General features: G+C 61.1%; 17 protein-coding genes. 10 read left to right on the top strand and 7 right to left on the bottom strand.

The window, feature by feature from the left end; genetic code table 11:
* Window positions 1–70: 70 nt before the first annotated feature.
* A complete protein-coding gene (locus tag K6T12_RS10105; protein WP_222222050.1) occupies window positions 71–307 on the bottom strand; it encodes a hypothetical protein in 237 nt (78 codons plus the stop codon).
* A gap of 216 nt (window positions 308–523) precedes the next feature.
* Here K6T12_RS10105 and K6T12_RS10110 point away from each other — a divergent pair, with 216 nt between their 5' ends.
* The 3 genes from K6T12_RS10110 (at window position 524) to K6T12_RS10120 (ending at window position 3077) form a co-directional block, all read left to right on the top strand.
* Window positions 524–1150, top strand: a complete 627-nt coding sequence (locus K6T12_RS10110; protein WP_222222052.1) for a ceramidase domain-containing protein — start codon at window positions 524–526, stop codon at window positions 1148–1150.
* Window positions 1151–1295: 145 nt separating this feature from the next.
* Window positions 1296–2681 (top strand): diguanylate cyclase, encoded by a 1386-nt coding sequence (locus K6T12_RS10115; RefSeq protein ID WP_222222054.1) that lies wholly within the window; start codon window positions 1296–1298, stop codon window positions 2679–2681.
* A gap of 120 nt (window positions 2682–2801) precedes the next feature.
* Window positions 2802–3077 carry a hypothetical protein gene (locus tag K6T12_RS10120; RefSeq protein ID WP_222222056.1) on the top strand — a complete coding sequence of 92 codons (276 nt, stop codon included), beginning with the start codon at window positions 2802–2804 and terminating at the stop codon, window positions 3075–3077.
* Window positions 3078–3149: 72 nt separating this feature from the next.
* On the opposite strand, the gene gcvA is transcribed toward K6T12_RS10120, so the two are convergent.
* Window positions 3150–4118, bottom strand: coding sequence for a transcriptional regulator GcvA (gene gcvA, locus K6T12_RS10125; protein ID WP_315853589.1), 969 nt, complete (start codon window positions 4116–4118; stop codon window positions 3150–3152).
* 193 nt (window positions 4119–4311) lie between these two features.
* Here gcvA and K6T12_RS10130 point away from each other — a divergent pair, with 193 nt between their 5' ends.
* Window positions 4312–4506, top strand: a complete 195-nt coding sequence (locus K6T12_RS10130) for an RSP_7527 family protein (protein WP_222222058.1) — start codon at window positions 4312–4314, stop codon at window positions 4504–4506.
* Window positions 4507–4922: 416 nt separating this feature from the next.
* Here the strand turns inward: K6T12_RS10130 and K6T12_RS10135 are convergent, their stop codons facing one another.
* Both K6T12_RS10135 and K6T12_RS10140 read right to left on the bottom strand, forming a co-directional pair.
* Window positions 4923–6293 carry a DEAD/DEAH box helicase gene (locus K6T12_RS10135; RefSeq protein ID WP_222222060.1) on the bottom strand — a complete coding sequence of 457 codons (1371 nt, stop codon included), beginning with the start codon at window positions 6291–6293 and terminating at the stop codon, window positions 4923–4925.
* A gap of 202 nt (window positions 6294–6495) precedes the next feature.
* Window positions 6496–8226, bottom strand: coding sequence for a S8 family peptidase (locus tag K6T12_RS10140; protein WP_222222062.1), 1731 nt, complete (start codon window positions 8224–8226; stop codon window positions 6496–6498).
* A gap of 221 nt (window positions 8227–8447) precedes the next feature.
* Between K6T12_RS10140 and K6T12_RS10145 the strand changes: the two genes are divergently transcribed.
* Together K6T12_RS10145 and K6T12_RS10150 are read left to right on the top strand one after the other, a co-directional pair.
* The gene (locus K6T12_RS10145; protein ID WP_222222064.1) at window positions 8448–8831 is read left to right on the top strand and encodes a YacL family protein; all 384 of its coding nucleotides are present in this window, start codon (window positions 8448–8450) and stop codon (window positions 8829–8831) included.
* Window positions 8832–9026: 195 nt separating this feature from the next.
* Complete coding sequence (locus K6T12_RS10150) at window positions 9027–12533, top strand: putative bifunctional diguanylate cyclase/phosphodiesterase (RefSeq protein ID WP_222222066.1); 3507 nt, start codon at window positions 9027–9029, stop codon at window positions 12531–12533.
* Between the two features lie 61 nt (window positions 12534–12594).
* Here K6T12_RS10150 and K6T12_RS10155 read toward each other — a convergent pair whose 3' ends face one another.
* Together K6T12_RS10155 and K6T12_RS10160 are read right to left on the bottom strand one after the other, a co-directional pair.
* A complete protein-coding gene (locus K6T12_RS10155) occupies window positions 12595–12999 on the bottom strand; it encodes an SMI1/KNR4 family protein (RefSeq protein WP_222222068.1) in 405 nt (134 codons plus the stop codon).
* 79 nt (window positions 13000–13078) lie between these two features.
* Window positions 13079–14242 (bottom strand): cation:proton antiporter, encoded by a 1164-nt coding sequence (locus tag K6T12_RS10160; protein ID WP_222222070.1) that lies wholly within the window; start codon window positions 14240–14242, stop codon window positions 13079–13081.
* A gap of 308 nt (window positions 14243–14550) precedes the next feature.
* Between K6T12_RS10160 and K6T12_RS10165 the strand changes: the two genes are divergently transcribed.
* Window positions 14551–15333 (top strand): 3-hydroxybutyrate dehydrogenase, encoded by a 783-nt coding sequence (locus tag K6T12_RS10165; protein WP_222222072.1) that lies wholly within the window; start codon window positions 14551–14553, stop codon window positions 15331–15333.
* A 153-nt stretch (window positions 15334–15486) separates the two neighbouring features.
* Here the strand turns inward: K6T12_RS10165 and hutC are convergent, their stop codons facing one another.
* Window positions 15487–16197 carry a histidine utilization repressor gene (gene hutC / locus K6T12_RS10170; RefSeq protein WP_222222074.1) on the bottom strand — a complete coding sequence of 237 codons (711 nt, stop codon included), beginning with the start codon at window positions 16195–16197 and terminating at the stop codon, window positions 15487–15489.
* A gap of 291 nt (window positions 16198–16488) precedes the next feature.
* Here hutC and K6T12_RS10175 point away from each other — a divergent pair, with 291 nt between their 5' ends.
* From K6T12_RS10175 to hutG, 3 genes are all read left to right on the top strand, one after another.
* Window positions 16489–17814, top strand: a complete 1326-nt coding sequence (locus tag K6T12_RS10175; protein ID WP_222222076.1) for a YjiH family protein — start codon at window positions 16489–16491, stop codon at window positions 17812–17814.
* 406 nt (window positions 17815–18220) lie between these two features.
* Window positions 18221–19450, top strand: coding sequence for an imidazolonepropionase (gene hutI / locus K6T12_RS10180; RefSeq protein WP_315853590.1), 1230 nt, complete (start codon window positions 18221–18223; stop codon window positions 19448–19450).
* On the top strand, window positions 19443–20393 hold the full coding sequence (gene hutG, locus K6T12_RS10185) for a formimidoylglutamase (RefSeq protein WP_222222078.1): 951 nt from the start codon (window positions 19443–19445) through the stop codon (window positions 20391–20393). Before hutI ends, hutG begins: the two co-directional genes overlap by 8 nt.
* The last annotated feature ends 3 nt before the right edge of the window (window positions 20394–20396 follow it).

Raw genomic sequence — 20396 nt, forward strand, 5'->3', positions numbered from 1 at the left:
GGGATTGGCGCGGGGAGGAAAGGGGAAGGGGTGCCCGCCCGGCGGGGAGAGACGCCGGACGGGCCAGGGATTACTTCAGCTGGCGCCAGGCGGTCTCGCTGACCTGGATGGCATCGGCGTCCGGGATCAGGTCAACGAACTGCCAGGCATCCTTGGTTTCGACGTCCAGCATTTCGACGCGCTTGCGGTCCTGAACTTCCAGCTGCAGCAGGGTGCCGTCGTCGGTAACACCGCTGAAAATCAGGGCACCGTTACGCACGCGGGTGAGGTTCATCTGGGTATCATTGTACTGATACAGATCGCTCATCGTCTCTTCTCCTGAAGTGATTGTATTTATTAGCTTGGGTCAAGAGCCGTTCCAATTATCCATAATAGATACAGGGTAAAAAGTGATACTTAATCAAACATATTGTTTGTTTGATCTGTATCATGTTTGGGTTGCCCGCATCTGTTTCCGTCTCTATAAGGTCGAGCCGGCCGGGGACGACTATGCTTGCTGGACGGGCTTTCGTGGAGGGGCGGCATGATCGATCTGTACTGCGAGCGGATGGCAGACGGGCTCTGGGCGGAGCCGCTCAATGCGGTTACCAATCTGGCGTTCCTGCTGGCCGCCGGGCTGTCAGTCCGCCTGGCGCGGTGGCACCGGCAACTGGACGCGGCAGCGATCATGCTGATCGGGCTGATGCTGCTGATCGGCATCGGCAGTACCCTGTTCCATATCCTGGCGAGCGGCTGGGCCAAGCTGGCCGACGAATTGCCGATTCTGTTGTTCCAACTGGTCTATCTCTGGCTCTACTGCCGCGAGCTGATAGGTTTGCAAAGGGCGGTCAGTGCCTTGCTGTTGCTGGGATATTTGGGTGTGTCGCTGGCAGCGGCGCAATTGACCGGCCTGAACGGCTCGCTGGGGTATGTGCCGGCGCTGCTGGTACTGCTGGGATTGGCGATCTACCACCTCCGGCTCGGACAGCGGGAGTCGACGCTGTTGCTGCAGGCCTGCGGCTGGTTCCTGTTGTCGCTGACGCTGCGCACGCTGGATATGGCGCTTTGTGCCTATTGGCCGTTGGGCAGTCACTTCGGTTGGCATCTGCTGAACGGCCTGGTGCTGTACCTGGTGTTCAGGGCCTGGTTGCTGAACCGGCCGGTGGGCTGAAGGTTTCCGGTACCGGGAGCAGCGTTCGGATGATCCTTTGCTAGGCTGAGAGTGAACCTCCAAGGGATATTTCGCAATGTATCACGCGGCAGTCCAACGTTGGGTTGCAGTTATTTTGCTCTGGCTGGGTGTTTGCGTCCCGGTTGTGGCTGAGTTTTCCTTAACCGACGCGGAGCGGCAGTACCTTCGCTCGCGTGGCCCGATCACTTACTGTATCGACCCGGACTGGATGCCATTCGAGAAGATCGATCGGCGTGGACGCCATATTGGTATCAGTGCCGATTTCATGGCGGAGTTTTCCCGTATGCTCGGTGTGCCTTTGCATCTGGTGGCTACGGGCAGCTGGGCGGAGTCGATGGAACGGGCCCGCAACCGCGAATGCGATCTACTGAGCCTGGCCAACGAGAGCGCCGAGCGCCGCAAGCATTTCGATTTCACCGATCCCTACCTGGTACTGCCGGTGGTGCTGATCGCCACTAAGGATTCCCCCTATCTGGATGGCCTGAAAAAACTGGAGGGCAAGACCATCAGCGTACCGGAGGGCTATGTGCTGGTGGAGTTCATGCAGCAGACGTACCCGGGAGTACAGTTGCATTTTACCCAGTCGTTGCTGGAGGCGTTGCGCGAAGTGGCACGGGGGGATGTGCAGGCAGCGATTGCCGGTTTGCCGACCGCGCTCTACCAGATTCAGCAGCAGGGCTTGAGCCAGCTTAAGATTGCCGGCAATACCGAGTTCAACTATGAACTTTCGGTAGCGGTACGCAATGATCAGCCGTTGCTGCATGGTATCTTCCAGAAGGCGGTCAACGAGTTGTCGCCGGCTCTGCGCGACCGAATCCTTGAGCGCTGGTACAACGTCAAGGTGGAGCAAGCGCGCGACTATACGCTGTTGCTGATCCTGCTGGCTGGCTTGCTGGTGGCGCTGGCGTTCCTGATATACCGCAACCACAGCAGCCAGAAATTCAACGCCCAGCTGGCGAAGATGAATGACCGGCTGACCGACCGCAATCAGCGGCTGGAGCAGGTCAGCAAGCGCGACTTTTTGACCGGTACTTATAATCGGGTCAAGATCGACCGGGAGCTACAGGACGATTTTGCCCGCCACCGCAAACATGGCAAGCCGTTGTCGCTGATTCTGTTCGACCTCGATGGCCTCAGCGAGGTGAACCTGTCGCACGATCACCAGGTCGGCGACCTGGTGATCGTGGAGACCTGCCGGCTGGTGGAGGAAAGCCTGGGGGAGTGGCACCAGCTCGGTCGTTGGGAGGGAGACCTGTTCCTCGTTCTCTGTCCTGATACGCCGCTGGAAGACGCGCTTGGCCTGGCCAAGAAGCTGAACACCCTGCTGCAGTTGCACCATTTCAGCGAGGACGTGCATATCAGTGCTTCCTTCTGCGTGGCGCAGTGCGACAACAAACAGAACCATGCTGAACTTATCCGCCGCATGGAACAATGCCTGATCGCCAGTAGACAACAGGGGCCGCATCAGGTGGCGACCCTGGTTGCCGGGACTGCCGAGCAAGAGGATTGATCTGGATCTATTTCCGGGCCGAAACAGCACTTGCTGCGCCGCGTCTTGCTGCACCGCAGCTACACTTAATCCAGAAACAGGTTTGTTTATCTTCAGCGATGGATATGAGGGGGTGTAGCCATGTTGACGTACCAGGAATGTCTGGATCTGTGCGGCCTCTCGGATGAAGAGGTGGCGGCCATTGCCGAACATGAGCACCTGGATCCGATGGTGGCCATGGCGCTGGGCAACTATCTGCTGCACCATGACGGCGAACAGAAGATCCGCAAGATCATTCTGGACGACATCGCCAAGGCCAAGCGTTGCGGCAATCATCAGCATGAGCAGGTGTTGCGGCAGGTGCTGGCGCACTTTATCGCCACTCACCCGGAGCGCAAAGCTCGGCAAAAGGAATAAAAGCAGAACGAAACGTGCGGTGCTGAACCGGCCGGATGGAAAGCCCGACGAAAACGGGTTTTCCCGCCGGGCTCAGTTGCCCTCCGCCCGTTTCTCCTCCAGCTGCTCGGCCAGCTGCGCCTGTTGCGTTTCCATCTCCGCCAGTATCCAGTCACGAAATGCCTCCATGCTGTAAGTCAGCGGCCGGTTCTTCTGGTATACCAGGTAAAACGCCTTGCGGGTATTCAGCTGCAGGTCAAACGGGATGACCAGCTGTCCGTATTGCAGCTCCCGTTCCACCAGGCCGATATCGGACAGCGCAATGCCAAGCCCCTCCATGGCGGCGCCCAGGGCCAGTGAGGTGTTGGAGAAGGTCAGGCTCTTGGCGCTGCCGATATCTGTGATACCGGTCTGCGCCATGATCTGAGGCCATTCGCTGGCGCGGCTGGCGACATGGATCAGCGTGTGGCGCTTCAAGTCCTGCAGGGTTTCCAGCGGCTTGTCCCCCTCCAGCAGGCGCGGGCTGCAAACCGGTACGATGGTGGTACTGCGCAGAAAGTGGGTTTCCACGTCGTCCCATTCGCCATGGCCAAGATAGATCGCCATATCGGTATCGCTCTGCTGGAAGTCGATCTGGCCGACCGAGGCGCTCAGGCGTAGTTCCACGTCCGGGTGCTGAGCCTGGAACTGACCCAGTCGCGGTACCAGCCAGCGGGTCAGGAACGCCGCCGCTACCGCCAGGTTGACCACGCTGATATTGGGCGCGGTGATCAGCCGGCGGGTGGCGCTGTCGATCTCGTCGAGCGCGTGTTGAATAGAACTGAGATATTTCTCACCCGCAGCGGTCAGCATCGCCTTGCGCCTTTCCCGGCGGAACAGCTTCAAACCGAGGAATTCTTCCAACGTTTTGATCTGGTGGCTGACCGCGGATGGCGTGACATAGAGCTCTTCGGCGGCTTGGTTGAAGCTACCTTTGCGTGCGGCGGCTTCGAAGCAGCGCAGGGCGTTCAGAGGGGGCAGCTGTCTTATGACAATACTCCTACAATGATTAGATATTTTCACCAATCAGGTGAAAAAGTATCGTTTGTGGCGCAACCGTTTCGACCTTAGTATAACCCCATCGATTGATTCGAGGCACTGCTGAAAAGCAGACCACATCAATGGTTGGGGAATTCGGGCCCTGGTCGCTGGTCTGCCGGACGCAAACGCATTTTGTTGTTGTTCAAATTTTATGCTGAATTTTTTGAGGCCGTAAATGAACCGTGAAGATTACCTGATCGAGATTCGTACCACCGTCAGTGGCCGCGTCGATATGGAGTACTACATCGACCAGGCGCAGGAGCTGCGCAGTGAAGAGATGGCCCGTCTGGCCAAGGCTGCAGTAACCTGGCTGAAGGGTTTGATCAAGATCGAACCTATGCCGAGTCTGGAAGCGGTTTACGGTCGCTGATATCGCAAGTTTCTGGCATCCTTTGCTTGTTTTTAGCCCGCTTTTTAGCGGGCTTTTTTATTGCCTGTTCGGGGAGCTGCAAGATACAAGCTATGAGCGGCACAGCGGGCAGAATCCGGCCTTGCTTGTAGGGTGGGCACGTTTTTTGTGCCCACGCGGTGCCAGTTCCGCTGACGCAGATTTTGCTTGCTAATCTGCGATGAACCTTTTGTGTCTGAGCGACAAGCGACATGCCTTGTAGGGTGGCACGTTTTTGTGCCCACACGGCGCTTGATCATCTGATGTAGATGTTTCCCGCTAAAGCGCGAAGACCCTTTTTATGCCTGAGCGACAAACGACAAGCGTAGCCTGTCGCTTTATCGCAGGAGCACTGCAGAGCGCTGGATAGCCCTACTGCAGTGTTCTTTTCTAGTGCATTAGGATGGATTGGCGGCCGCTGCGGCCTTGGCCGGTCGGCGACGACGTGGGCGGCGCCGCTTGCTGGCCGTGGTGTTTTCCGCGCTTGCAGCCTGCTGAGAGGCACCTTGCGAATTTCGCTTGCCCTGCTGACCGGCGGGGCGGTTGGTGGCTTTGCCTGCATTCGCGGGCTTGCCCGATGAGCGGCGACGTCGATTGGCCGGTTTCGCGGCCGGCTCCGCCTCGGTCGGTGCCGTCTGGCTGGGTTCGAAACCGCTGACCGGGTCGGCCGGCAGTTTCAGCCGCACCAGTCTCTCGATGTCCAGCAGCAGCTTCTGCTCGTCGGCACAAACCAGCGAGTAGGCGTGTCCCTGGGTGCCGGCCCGGCCGGTACGGCCGATACGGTGAACATAGTCGGCCGGCACGTTCGGCAGCTCGTAATTGACCACCTGCGGCAACTGCGCGATATCCAGGCCGCGTGCGGCGATATCGGTGGCCACCAATACCCGCACCTTGCCGTTCTTGAAGCTGCTCAGCGCGCGTTGGCGGGCGTTCTGGCTCTTGTTGCCATGAATCGCTTCGGCACTGATATTGGTATCCACCAGTTTCTTGGCCAGTTGGTTGGCGCCTCGCTTGGTGCGGGTGAATACCAGCGTCTGCTGCCAGTCGTGGCGCTCGATCAGGTGGCTCAGCAGGGCAGCCTTACGCCCTTTGTCGACCGGGTAGACCCGCTGTTGTACGGTCTGCGCGGTGGCGTTCGGCGGATTGACCTCGACTTTCACCGGATCGTTCAGCAGGCCTTCGGTCAGTTTGCGGATTTCGCCGGAGAAGGTGGCCGAGAACATCAGGTTCTGTCGTTGCGGCGGCAACAGCGCCAGGATTCGACGGATATCGTGGATAAAGCCCATATCCAGCATCCGGTCCGCTTCGTCCAATACCAGCATCTCCAGCTGGTCGAACTGGACCGCGCCCTGTCTTTGCAGATCCAGCAGCCGGCCGGGCGTGGCGACCAGCAAGTCGACGCCGCGGGCCAGCAGTTCAAGTTGAGGCTTGGCCGAAACGCCGCCGAAGATTACCCCGGAACTCAGTTTCAGGTGTTTGCCGTAGTGGTGCGCATTGTCGCCCACCTGGCCGGCCAGTTCGCGGGTCGGCGTCAATACCAGCGCGCGTACCGCGTTGCGCTTCGCCCGCTTGCCGGCGGACAGGCGCTGTAGCATCGGCAGGGTGAAGGCGGCGGTCTTGCCGGTGCCGGTCTGGGCGGCGGCCATCACATCGCGGCCATCCAGTACGGCGGGAATAGCCTGGGCCTGGACCGGGGAGGGGGTGTTATAACCCTTTTCATCGATTGCACGAAGCAGTGGCTCGGCCAGGCCGAGAGCGGAAAAAGTCATCAGGATATTGCTTTACTCTGGTGGATCGGCTGGTCCATGCGGCCAACGGATCGGGTAGGAGGGATAAACGTGACGCTAGCATACGCTAATCGGCCGCAGAATTCGATGCTCGACTGCTCAAATTGGTCGTCGACGCCGCGAAATGTTGCCGATAAGGCCCGGATGGAGGCCGGCCAGGGCCTTCATCCGGGTAATAATGGGACTAGGGCTGGTAACTGGCTGGGTTGTTCTGGTCCATGGCTGGTGAGTAGCTGTAAGGTGCCAGCTGGATATCCTGAACGGTGAATGTATAGCTTGTCGGTTGCGGATTACGTAGTTTGTAAACGGCCTTACCATTGCCGTCGGTGGTGCCCTGGCTGCCTTCGAAGTTGCAACCAAAAATCGAGCACATGGAAACGGATAGTGTGGCCCCGCTGGCGGGCGCATCGCTGGCTTCGGCGATACCATCTCCATCCGAATCCCACTTGATATAGACCGAGGTGTTCAGGGTCTTGCCCTTGAGTGAGAACTGGATATCCCAAACGTACAGAGCATCGTTTGAAGGTGGTGGCTGGCCGCCGGCGCCATTGACAGCGTTGGCCAGGTTGAGGCGGCCAAACTGGCTCCAGGCCAGCATATTCTGGCCCAGAGTACCGACGCTGTCGGCGTTGTTTTCCAGCAGGGTGCGAATCTGCTGATTATCGGCACTGCCGCCCAGCAGGGTCTTCAGCAGTGCAGCGGCGCCGCTGACCAGGGGGACCGCCATCGAGGTGCCGGACTGCCAGGTGTAGCAACCCAGCGGATCATCCGGCGCAATGCCGCAACCGGCGGACGGGTAGGTGGCAAAACTCTCGCTGCCGGGTGCCAGCAGCGATATACAGTTGCCGAAGTTGGAGAAGCTGCTGAGATTGTCGAAGTGATCGCTGGCACCGACCGCGATCACCTCAGACAGCATGCCCGGGTAGTCGCAGCCATTGCGATAGTCGTTGCCGCCCGCGCCGATCATCACCACGCCTTGCGACGATGCCTGGCTGATCGCATCCTGTTCCGCCTGCGAGATGGTTGGGCCGCCGAAGCTCATGTTGATCACATCGTAACCCAGTTGGGTCGCCAGGTTGACAGCTTCGGCGATGGCCACGCTTTCACAGACGCCGACGGTGGGGAACGAGATCGGATAGCCGTAACAGACCTTGAAGGAGCCCACCGGTGAATTGATCGCCACGCCGCTGACCCCGATATCATTGTTGAAACGCGCCGCCGCGATCCCGGCAACATGGGTGCCGTGGCCGATCAGGTCGCCGTTCGGGGCGCCTATACCGGCGACCAGGTTGACGTCGTAATCGCAGTTCAGGTCGACGTGGGCGCATTCGACGCCGGAGTCGAGGATCGCAATACGGCTGGGTGGGCAGCTGGCGGCATCCGGACAGCTTGCCAGAAAGCCGTCCCAGCCTTCGGGAGCGTCGATGTCGGCGTCCGCCAGGCCGTTATAGAGCGGCGCAATCAGTTGCAGCGTGATCGGGTCAAGCATTGCGCCGAAACCCTGGCCGCTGTTGTGTAGTCCCCACTGCTCCTTGAAGTAATCGCCCACGCCGTCTGGCGGTGGCGGTTCCTGGCCCTCGTCAGGGATTACGAAGGTGCGATAGAAATTCGGTTCCGCATAACGGACATTCGGATTTTTCCCGTAGCGGTCTATGGTGGCCTGCACGCTGTTGGCGGGCACCGAGACCAGTGCGGCATTCAGTGTCGGAATCGTCCGGATGACGCGGCTGCCGGCCTGGCTATGGGCGGCACGTTTGTCAGCGGCGGCGGTGCCGGGCTGAAAGACCACCACTACCTGGTCTGGCGCGAATGGCGGCGGCATCACCGGCGGGCCGGCAAATGCGGGGGCAGATAGCAGCAGGGACAGTAAACCGGTTAGCGCGATCCATGCGGCTGAGCGGGCAATCAGGAACATGGTGTCACTCCTCGGGCCGGAAGACCTTCGCTTGTTGGCGGGTTTCAGCGGCTATAAACAGGCACGTATTGCACAGCCTAGCCGCTGGTGCACGCGCGTTCGGTACTATCTTGACTGTATGTTGTAATGATCTTGCGAAAGGCGGATGCAAACCTGTAACAGATTTGGAGCAACCGGCGCCGGTGGCTAGAATAGCCGGCTTTTTTGCGGGGGGGCTTGGCATGGAGTACGAATTTGGCCGCGATATTATCGATCGGCCCTATGCCCGATTCAGTATGGGGCATGAAGCGTTCGGTCACTGGCTGGTGGATGAGCTGGGAGAGGATCAGGCCCGCTTGGCCGGCGTTCAGCAGCAGGTTGCGCGCCTGCTGGCCGGTCAGGGTTGGGAGTATGAGCTGGCGGGCCGGGAGTTCAGCCTGCAGTTGAGCCGGGATGAGGTCGTGGTGCGCTCCAATGCGCTGGGCTACGAGGTTGAATTGCCGCCCGAGGAGGATGAGGAGGAGCTGTCCTGCTACGACGATGAGTTGCAGGCTGGCTGCGGCTTGCAGGATTTCGCCGAGTTGCTGGTCGCCTGGCGGACCTTTCTGCAGGGCGACAGGGGGTGAAATTTTACCCTGTCCGGCGGGTTGGGCCTGGGTCAATAAAGTGACACTTTTCGTTTCTCGTTTGCGATCGGATTTGATAGCGTTGCTTGAGAGCCATCAAGAACTGCAAGGGCGCAGCTGAGCCGGGCGAGGGGCCGGGTTCTGCAGGAAGGTGTAGCCTGCCGGGATGCGCTGCTCACGTATTGGAGTCTGGTCGTGAGTATCAGAAAACGCCTGATCGTTATCTTTTTGCTGCTGGAGTTGATCCCGCTGGCGGCGATCTCCTATCTGACACTTAATCAGGCTGCGGAGCTGGGTGAATATGTCAGCCGTTTGCATGCCCAACTGGTGGATAGCTTCAGGGGCATTACCCAGACCACCGGCGAGCGGCTGGTCAGGGATACCGAGCGGGCGCTGGATCACAGGTCCCGTGAAAATATCGAACGGTTGACCACCGACACCGCCCGCCAGATTGCCGGGATTCTCTATCGGCGCGACCGCGATATCCAGGCGGCCGCCGCGCTTGACCCCGATTTAGACAGTTACCGCCGTTTCCTGGCCGAGCGTCGAGAACTGCTGACTGAGCCTCCCGAGTTCCGCCTTAGCGAGGATGGCCGGCAGTGGCTGCCCGTTGAGCCGCCCGCCGCGGAGCCGCCTGCAGTGGCTGCCCCGCCAGGGGTTGCGTCGCTGTCCGACCTGAATGTCCGGCCGCCGGAGGTGGCGCGCAGGCGCCGCCCGGCACCGCTCTACCTGGAGATGACCTTCTTCGACCCGCAGGGACGCGAGCAGTTGAAAGTGGTCGAGTCAGAGCTGATGAGCGACCAGACGCGCGATATCAGCCAGCCGGCCAACACCTTCGTGCGTGCGGAGCGCTATTTCGAGCAGCTGGCGTCGCTTGAGGCCGGCGATATCTACGTGTCGGACCAGATCGGCGGCTATGTCGGCAGTACGTTCATCGGCCCGTATCTGCCGGAGCGGCTGGCGCAGGCCGGGCAGGTGTTCCAGCCTGAACAGGCGGCCTACGCCGGGCTGGAGAACCCGGTCGGACGGCGCTACCGCGGTCTGATCCGCTGGGTAACGCCGGTGGTCCGCAACGGTGTCAAGCTGGGCTACGTGTCGCTGGCGCTGGATCAGCGCCACCTGGCCGAGTTTACCGACTATCTGGTGCCGACCGAGCAGCGCTACGGCAGTGTCCCCGACCCGGCCAGCGGCAACTACGCGTTTCTGCTCGACCACAAGGGGCGCACCATCCACCATCCGCGCCATTACCATATCGTCGGCTACGATCCGGCCAGCGGGGCCCCGGTGGCGCCCTGGTTGGATCAGCAAACTTACCAGGCCTGGCAGGCCAGCGGCCAGCCGATCGACCAGTTCCTGGCGGAGCAACCCGCCTTTCGCGACCAGTCGCTGGCCGTCAAGCCGGCCCTGGCACAGCTGCGCGCCGGCACCCTGGCCGCCGATTGCCGCCACCTGAACTTCGCCCCCCAGTGCAGCGGCTGGCAGCAGATCACCGAGCAGGGCGGTTCCGGCTCGTTCCGGATCTTCTGGGCGGGCCTGTGGAAGCTCAATACCGTCGCGGTGATCCCCTATTACACCGGGCAGTACAACAGCCAGCGCGGCTTTGGTTATATCACCATCGGGACCAACAGCGAGCAGTTTCACAGTGCCGCCAACCGGGCCGGCGAGCAGCTGCTGGCCGAGCTGTCGGTGCTGCGCTCTGCCACCCAGGGTAACCTGTACCAAAGCCAGAAACAGATCGAGCAGTCGGTCGGTAACCTGAGCGTCTGGCTGGCCAGTGCGTTGCTGGTAATTATCGGACTGACCACGGTCGCCGCCTTCTGGTTGGCCTGGCAACTGGATCACCGGTTGCAGCCGCTGATCGACGGTATGAGACGCTTTGCCGGCGGTGAGACCGGCCGGCGGATTCCGGTCGGTTCGGCTGATGAATTGGGTCAGATCGCCGGCGCTTTCAACGAGATGGCCGATACCCTGGTCGAACGTGAGGCCGAATTGCGTAAATTCGCCTTTGCCACCCACCAGAGCCCGATGGTGGTGATGATCACCGGTCCGGACGGCCGTATTCAGTACACCAACGAGAAATTCAGTGAAACTTCCGGCTACAGTGCGGCGGAGGTGAAGGGGCGCAAACCGTCGATCCTGCGCAGCGGTCATACTCCGGACGAGGAATACCGTAAGCTGTGGCAGACGTTGCTGAGTGGCGAGATCTGGCGCGGCCGCTTCCGCAACCGCCATAAGGACGGCTCGCTCTACTGGGAGGATGCGGTGATCGGCCCGGTGATGGACGACCAGGGCCGGGTCAGCCACTACATTGCGGTGAAGGAGGATATCACCTGGCGGATCGAGCAGGAGCAGCATATCCATTACCTGGCGTTCCACGACGACCTGACCGGCCTGCCTAATCGCACCCTGGCGATGGAGCAGCTGGAGGCTGCCATCAAGCACGCCAAGCGCTACCGGCAGAGCTTTGCGGTGATGTTCATCGACCTGGACGATTTCAAGAACGTCAACGATACCCTGGGCCACGATGCCGGTGATCAGCTGGTGGTGCAGGCCGCCGAACGGATCCGCCAGCGGGTGCGTGAAAGCGATACCGTGGCCCGGCTGGGCGGCGACGAGTTCCTGCTGATCATCAACGATACCCAGCAGGCGGCCAACGCCGGCATGTTGGCCGAACAATTGTTGGAGCAGATGCGTAAGCCGTTCCTGCTGGGTGACTACGAAGTCACCGTTTCGGCCTGTATCGGTGTGGCCCTGTACAGTCAGCACGGCGACAGCAAGGAGCTGTTGCTCAAGAGCGCCGACACCGCGATGTATGCCGCCAAGAACGCCGGCAAGAATACCTGGCGGTTGTTCCGTGACGAGATGAAGGGCCATATGGATGAGCGATTCGACCTGGAGCAGAAGTTGCGCCGGGCGCTGGCGAATAATGAGCTGAGTCTGCACTACCAGCCGATCGTCGATGTCCGCCAGCGCAAGCTGTTGTCGGTGGAGGTGTTGCTGCGCTGGTTCACCGACGCGGGGCCGGTATCGCCGACCGACTTCATCCCGGTGGCGGAGCAGACCGGGATCATCAACGAGATCGACCGCTGGCTGGTGGCTGAGGTGTTCCGCCAGGTGACCAGCTGGGAAGCGCAGGGTTATCGCGAGTTCCAGGTGTCGATCAACGTGTCGCCGCGCCAGCTGGTCAGCGGAGCCTTTCTGGAGCAACTGAAACACAACCTGGCGCACTATCAACTGCCGCCGCAGCGCTTCATTATCGAGGTGACCGAAGGGGTGCTGATCAGCGACCCGGTACGGGCCCGGGAGATGCTGGAGGAGCTGCGGGCGCTGGATATCGCCATCGCCATCGACGATTTCGGTACCGGCTACTCATCGCTGGGCTATCTGAAGCATTATCCGTTCAATATCCTGAAGATCGACCGCGAATTTGTTCGTGACCTGGGCGACGATCCGGACGACGAGACCCTGGTCACCGCCATCGTTGCGCTGGGCAATAATCTGAAGCTGCGGGTGGTGGCAGAGGGGGTGGAGACCGTTGAACAGCTGCATTTCCTGCAACGGGCCGGCTGTCATGCGGTACAGGGCTATCTGACCGGTCGACCGCAGCCGGCGTATGAACTGGCCGGGCTGCTGGCTTGCGGGGCTTTGCTTGATGGGGTGGAAGATTATTGCCAGCGGCAGGTGGATATGGTGGCTGACTAGCGGCTAATTTGCCGATACCGCCGTACCGCAGACGCACAGCGGCGTCTGCGGCGGATCGGGCTCAGCTTTCCAGCCAGACATCCTTGGCCCAGTGCCAGATAGAACTCCAGCACTGTGACTCGTCGAGTTCGCCGTCCTGCCAGAACAGGATCTCGCCCTCCTGCGAGATACAGTAGTAGGCACCGTTAGCCTCGCAGACCGGGATCAGTTCGCGCGGTACGCCAAGCGACCAGGCGGTGGCGGCCACCTCCGGCAGGTAGGTGTGGGATTGCGGGTCGGCCACGGTGACCGGTTCGATCGAACCGTAGATCACATCGCTGACTTTTAGCAGGAACTCGCGGTACTCGTGCGGCAGCTGGATCAGGATCTGCTCCTCAATCTCCACCAACTGGTCTTCGTCCGGCAGTTCCAGCGGCATCAGCACATCGGCATTGTTTTCACGCAGGGCCAGGTAAACGTCTTCCATCGCGAACGCTCTTCAAATTTGCGGTTAACGCACAAGTTTAGCACCCTCGCAGGCGGCGCTGGAATCATCGATATGGCGGTCAGCTAGCCGCTTTGCGCAGCGCCAGGCGGGTCAGTACCGGGCCGAGCAGCTCGAACAGTACCGTGGTGCCGATCACGATCGACAGGCAGAGCTGACGATACTCGGGAAACTGGTTGGCGGCGACCAGCGCCATCCCCACCGGTACGCCCGCTTGCGGCAGCATGGCGATACCGATCCAGCGCCGGGTGGCTGCGGGAGCTCCGCTGAGCGATCCGCCGAGCCAGCCGCCGACGATTTTTCCCAACGTGCGACAGAGGACATACGTTAGCCCGATTGCGCCGAGTTGTTGCAGTAGCTCGATATCCAGCGAGGCGCCGGCCAGCACGAAAAAGATCACCATGAGCGGCCATTCGATATTCTCGATCTCATGAAAGGCGTAGTCATGGTGCGAAGCCAGGTTGGCGATCAGCATACCCATCGCCATCGAGGCGATCAGGAAGGACACCTCCAGCCAGATGGCCAGGCCGCCGCACAGCAACACCAGCCCCAGCGCCTCGGTCAGTAGTGGCTGGCCCGGTCGGAGCCGACCGGTCAGGTAGCTGGCCGGTAAGCCCAGTGCCAGCCCCAGTGCCAGCGCGCCGCCGATCTCATAACCGGCCTGCAGCAGCGGCGATGCCGCGTCCGCGCCACCGTTGATCGACGTGATCCAGGCCATCGACAGGCTGAACAGCAACAGGGCCCAGATATCGTCAATTGCCACGATCAGCAACAGCAGGTTGGCGAACGGTTTCGGGCTACCGGAGCTGAGTACCGTATCGACGGTGGCGGCCGGGGCGGTGGCGGCGGCGATGCAGCCCAGCAGCAGCGCCACCGGAAACGGAAGGCCCAGCAAAATCAATCCTGCCAGCACGGTCAGCGAGGTGAGCAGAGCGGCTGTTATAGAGATGAACAGTAGCTGAGCACGGTTGCGGGACAGGCTATCCCGGGTCAGCCGGCCACCGAGCAGGAAACCGATCATCAACAGCGCCATGTCGGTGATCAGTTCAAAGCGATCGAGAAAGAACGCTGGAATCAGCGCCAGTCCCTGGTCACCGATCAGTATGCCGAACAACAGCAGCAGGGTCACCCGTGGCAGGAAGGTGTGCCGGCCAAGAAAGTCTGTTGCCAGTCCCAGCAACAGGATGCCGCCCACAGCAATCAGAAATTCGGCGGTGTAGAACATCTGCCGCTCCCCGCAGATCTATTCATAGCAGTATAGAAAGTTCGGCTGTCGGGCGGGCGGCTCGCCTGATGTTTTGCTGATCTGTATCAGCTGCCGTCAATGGGTGCGGCCGGGCGCTGCATCGGGGCTGGCTAACACTCACTGGACAGATCTGTCTCGATATTCAGTCGATAGTGTCTGGTTTTGCCGGAGCCTGTCTTTTTTGTTTTTGTAACTATTTGTTTAGTAAGGAATAAATATATATGGCACGGATTTTGGTTTGGCTTTGGACTCTGCTAGACAGCGCAGCAAAATAACAGGAGAACAGTATGCTGAATCAGAAAGTGGTGTTGGTAACCGGCTCGTCCAGCGGCATCGGGCTGGCGATCGCCCGCACCTTGGCGGAACAGGGCGCGCGCATCATGATGCACGGCCTGGAGGCGGAAGCGGAAGGCAACGATTTGGCCGAAGAGCTGGCCACGGAAACCGGCGCCGAGGTGCGTTACTGCAGCGCCAACCTGATGCAGCCGAGCGAAGTGGAGCGGTTGGTCGATACCACCATCGAGCAGTTCGGTCGGCTTGATGTGCTGGTCAACAACGCCGGTATCCAGTACACCGCGCCGGTCAGCGAGTTTCCTGCCGACAAGTGGGATGCGATCATCGCTATCAATCTCAGTGCCGCCTTCCACGCCACCCGCCGGGCTCTACCGCTGATGGCGCGGAACGGTTGGGGGCGGATCATCAATATCGCTTCAGTGCATGGCCTGGTGGCGTCGGCGGAGAAGTCGGCCTACTGTGCTGCCAAGCACGGCCTGGTCGGTTTTACCAAGGTGGTGGCAATGGAGACCGCGGAGCAGGGTATCACCGCCAACTGTATCTGCCCGGGCTGGACCGACACCCCGCTACTGAACGATCAGATCGCCCGCTTTGCCGAACAGCACGGACAAGCCGTGGAGGATGCACGGTTGGGGTTGGTCAAAGCCAAGGCGCCCTATCCGGAGATGGTGCAGCCGGCGGCGATCGGTGCGCTGGCGCTCTATCTATGCAGCGATGCCGCCAAGGCCATGACCGGTACCGCGCTGCCGATCGATGGCGGCTGGACCGCGCACTGATATTTTTCGGTATCTTGATAGCGGAGTTCGGCCAGCCAGCAAGTATTTCGGTAATGCGCAGCTGGCTGAACACCTGCCGTGGTCTTTGGGATCGGTAGGGCGCCACCCGGGGCGCCATCGCACTAACGCTCTATCGCGACCGAGGGGGGCGGCTCAGCCGCTGATCGAGGTGATCGAGCGCAGCTTGTAGCGGGTGCCCGGATGGGTCAGGCAGGCGAAGCTGATCAGCCGGCTGTCGGACCAGGTGCGCCGGTTGACCTGGATGCAGGGGGTGTTGGCGTCGATATCCAGCAGCAGCTGGACCTGCTCGCTGGGCAGTACCGCTTCGACGATATGCTCGATGCTGGAGATCGGGCAGATCTTGGACAGGTATTCGTTGGGGGTGGCCTTGCTGAAGTCCTGTTCCAGGTAGCCCGGCACCAGCGCGGCGGCGACGTAGCGGTTCTCCAGCTGGATCGGCAGACCGTTTTCCATATGCACGATCACCGAGTGGTAGACCGGGGTGCCGATCGGCATCCCCATCTGCAGCGCCACCGTTTCGTTGGCTACCGAGTCTTTCAACTCGATCACCCGGCAGCTGTACTCGTGGCCACGCAGTCGCACCTCTTCGGCGATATTCTTGATGTCGGCCAGCGGGGATTCGGCCTTGGCATCCGACACGAAGGTGCCCAGCCCCGGATAGCGCACCAGCAGGTTTTCCTGCACCAGGTCACGGATCGCCTTGTTGACGGTCATGCGGCTGACTTCGAACTGGCGCGCCAGCTCGGTTTCGGTCGGGATCTTGCTGCCGGGCTGGTATGTCTGCTGTTTGATACCGTCCAGGATAAAGCTCTTGATCTGCTGATAGCGTGGCCTGTTGCTCACCCGTCACCTGCCCTGATGCAAAACGCATAATTGTATATACTTCAATTCTTTATCTCAATATTCCCGCATCGTCAACTGGATGGAAGAGCTGGCTCCCGCCTGTTTTCGGGCTTTTCATGCGTTTACATCACTCCCATAAATGTATATACATAGATATACATGAGTGGTGAGGCGGCAGACCGGCGGCGAAGGAGGCGGTGGCCGGACTGCGGTATGGCGCGCTCATGCGGAAGGACGTTGGATTCAACCCTTGGGGCCTCTGGCTCTCGAATAAAATAAAAAGGCACTCCAATGAATCGAGATGAGACAGTCGATCTGATCGGTTTCAAACCGCTGGCGCTGGCCAAACTGACGTTGTTCAGCCTGGTCGGTATCTTCTTCTTTTTCGTTCCCGTCGAACTGGCTGGCAAGGCCACCATTCCGCTGGATCACCTGGTTTCCTGGCTGCGTGGCAACCAGGCACAGGGCGCCGCACTTTACGCCCTGTTGGTGATCATCGCCGGCGGCCTCTATCCGTTCGTCCGCGGCACCTGGCGCGACAATACCGCGCATACGGTGTTTTCGTTGCTGAAACTGCTGGGGGTGGTGGCCTCGCTGATGGCGTTTTTCGAACTGGGCCCGGCGCTGCTGTTCGAAAAGGACATGCTGCCGTTCCTGTTCAGCAAGTTGGTGATTCCCGTTGGCCTGATCGTGCCGATCGGTGCGATCTTCCTGGCGTTCCTGATCAGCTACGGCCTGCTGGAGCTGATCGGGGTGCTGTTCCAGCCGATCATGCGACCGCTGTTCAAGACGCCGGGCAAGTCGGCGATCGATGCGGTGGCTTCATTTGTCGGCAGCTACTCGATCGGCCTGCTGATCACCAACCGGGTCTACAAGTCCGGCCAGTACTCCGCCAAGGAGGCGGCGATCATCGCCACCGGCTTCTCCACGGTGTCGGCTACCTTCATGATCATCGTCGCCAAAACCCTGGGGGTGATGGAGATCTGGAACCTGTTCTTCTGGTCGACGCTGCTGATCACCTTTGCGGTTACCGCGATCACCGTACGGATCTATCCTCTGAACCGGATGGATGACCAGGCGGCCAATCCGGAGAGCGAGCAACTGAGTCAGCCGCGCATCAAGCAGGCGCTGGCCGAAGGGCTGGCGGCCGCCGAGCAGGCCGCACCGCTGTGGCTCAATATCCGCCGTAACCTGCAGGAAGGCCTGCTGATGGCGATGAGCATCCTGCCGTCGATCATGTCGGTGGGGCTGATCGGCCTGCTGGTCGCCAAGTACACGCCGCTGTTCGATTGGCTCGGTTACCTGTTCTATCAGTTCACCTTGCTGGCCCAATTGCCGGAACCGCTTGAGGTGGCCAAGGCGTCGGCCACCGGCCTGGCCGAGATGTTCCTGCCGGCGCTGCTGATGGCCAAGGGGGCGCTGGCCGCCAAGTTCGTCACCGGGGTGGTGGCGATCTCGTCGATCCTGTTCTTCTCGGCATCGATCCCCTGCATCCTGTCGACCGACATCCCGCTGACCATCCGCCAGATGCTGATCATCTGGTACCAGCGGGTGGCGCTGACCATCTTGCTGGCGGCGCCGGTGGCGTTTTATGCCGAAGGCCTGGTGGCGGGTTAACCTTCGTCCGGTCTGCCCGGAGCCCGGTCCAGCATGAGGTTGGGCCGGGCTTTTTTATGGTTTGCATTAATGTATATACAAAGACTGGTGTTCTTTGGCAGCCGTGAGGGGATGGCCGCGCGTTGACAGCCCTGCCGCCGAGGGCTGGGGAATCTGTCGCCTGATGTCGGGCGGTGATCGAGAGTGAACCGCCGAGTGCTCGTCAATTACCTGGTTTCAAGATAGAAACTATCGAAATAACAGATGGTTAGGGTCTTTATGCATAAGGGTGGGCGTTTTCGCCATGGTTGCGCCCTGTGGCAGAGAGGTTGGCGGCGGAAAATATTTCAGCGCGGGGTTTTGCCTTTTTTAAATGTTGTGATATACATATGTATATACAAAGTTTCAACGAACGAGAGTTAACATCGTGTTCGAGTTTTGTGAGCGAATCTGGATCAACGCCAACCTGGCGACCTTCGACCCGGCGGTCGAGCGTCCCTATGGCGCGTTGTTCAACCAGGCGGTGGGGGTCAGTGACAGCCGCATCCAGGTGATTGCACCGATGGAGACGCTGGATGCCGCACGCTTGCCGGGCAAGGTGACCGATGCCCGTGGCGGCTGGCTGACGCCGGGGCTGGTCGATGCGCACAGCCACTTGGTGTACGCCGGTAGCCGGGCCAAGGAGTTCGAGCAGCGTCTGCTCGGTGCCAGCTACGAAGAGATCGCCCGTCAGGGCGGCGGCATTCTGTCGACCGTACGGGCGACCCGCGAGGCCAGCGTCAAACAGCTGGTGGAGCTGTCCGAGCCGCGCCTGAAGGCGCTGCTGGCCGAAGGCGTGACCTCGGTGGAGATCAAGTCCGGCTACGGCCTGAACGTCGAAAGCGAACTGAATATGCTGCGCGCCGCCCGCCAGCTGGGCGAGCGTCATCCGGTACGGGTGTCCACCTCGCTGCTGGGCGCCCATGCGCTGCCGCCGGAGTTCCAGGACGACGCCGACGGTTATATCGATCTGGTCTGCAACGAGTTGATCCCGGCCGCGGTCGCCGAAGGGCTGGCCGATGCGGTCGATGTGTTCTGCGAAACCATCGCCTTCAGCCCGGCCCAGTGCGAGCGGGTGTTCCAGGCGGCGCAGCAGCACGGGCTGGGTATCCGCGCCCATGTCGAGCAGCTGTCCAACCAGCAGGGCGCGGCGCTGGCGGCCCGCTACGGCGCCTGGTCGGTCGACCACCTTGAGTGGCTGGACGAGGCCGGCGTCGAGGCGCTGGCCGCGGCCGGTACCGTCGCCACGCTGCTGCCGGGCGCGTTCTACTTCCTGCGCGATACCAAACTGCCGCCGATCGAACTGCTGCGTAAGCACCGGGTGCCGATGGCGGTGGCCACCGATCTGAATCCGGGCTCGTCGCCGCTGGCCTCGTTGCGGCTGGCGATGAACATGGCCTGCACGCTGTTCCGGCTGACCCCGGAGGAGGCGCTGGCCGGTGCGACCCGCTTCGGCGCCCAGGCGCTGGGCCAGGCCGGCGAGATCGGCCAGCTTAAGGTCGGCATGCGCGCCGACATGCTGCTGTGGGATATCGAACATCCGGCCGAGCTGGCCTACCAGTTCGGCGTCAACCCGATCCGCCAGCGGATCGTCGATGGGGAGCCGAGCCATGCCTGACAGCAAGTTCCATGAGATCTGGAGCGGCCGGGTCGACAGCGAAGAGGTCGCCGAACTGGCCGGCCGGCTGCACCAGCGGATCGAGCCGCTGGCGACAGTGGCCGAGCAACCGGCCGGCGTCGCGCTGATCGGTTTCTGCTCCGACGAAGGGGTGCGCCGCAACAAGGGCCGGGTCGGTGCCCGCCAGGCGCCGGACCAGTTGCGCCGTGCGCTGGCCAATCTGCCCTGGCCGCCGCAGCGCGCCGCCTACGACGCCGGCAACGTGGTCTGCGAAGCCGAGCAGCTCGAACAGGCACATCAGGCGCTGGCCGACCGTGTCGAAAGCTGCCTGTCGGCCGGCCATTTTCCGCTGGTGCTGGGCGGTGGCCACGAGGTCGCCTACGGCAGCTGGCTGGGGCTGGCGCAACATCTGGCAGCCGAAGGCGAGCTGCCGCGGGTCGGCATCATCAATTTCGATGCCCACTTCGACCTGCGGCTGGACAGCAATGGCTGCAGTTCCGGTACGCCGTTCTACCAGATTGCCCGTCAATGTGAGCAGCGCGGTTACCCGTTCAACTACTGCTGCCTGGGCGTCAGCGAGATCTCCAATACCGCCGCGCTGTTCCGGCGCGCCGACGAGCTGGGGGTCAGCTACCGCAAGGATATCGATATGAGCCTGCTCCAGCTGGAGCAGACCCTGCAGCAACTGGAGCAGTTCATGGACGGCTGCGACCTGCTGTACCTGACCATCGATCTGGATGTGCTGCCGGCCGGCGTTGCGCCGGGGGTCAGCGCACCTGCGCCCAGAGGCGTGGGGCTGGAAGTGCTGGAGCCGCTGATTACCGTGATCCGCCGCACCGGCAAACTGAAACTCGCCGATATCGCGGAGTACAACCCGAACTTCGATATCGATAACTGGACCGCCCGCGTCGCTGCGCGTCTGTTCCACTGTATTGTTAACTGAGGC

Source organism: Marinobacterium arenosum (assembly GCF_019795155.1).
GTDB classification, from domain to species: domain Bacteria; phylum Pseudomonadota; class Gammaproteobacteria; order Pseudomonadales; family Balneatricaceae; genus Marinobacterium_C; species Marinobacterium_C arenosum.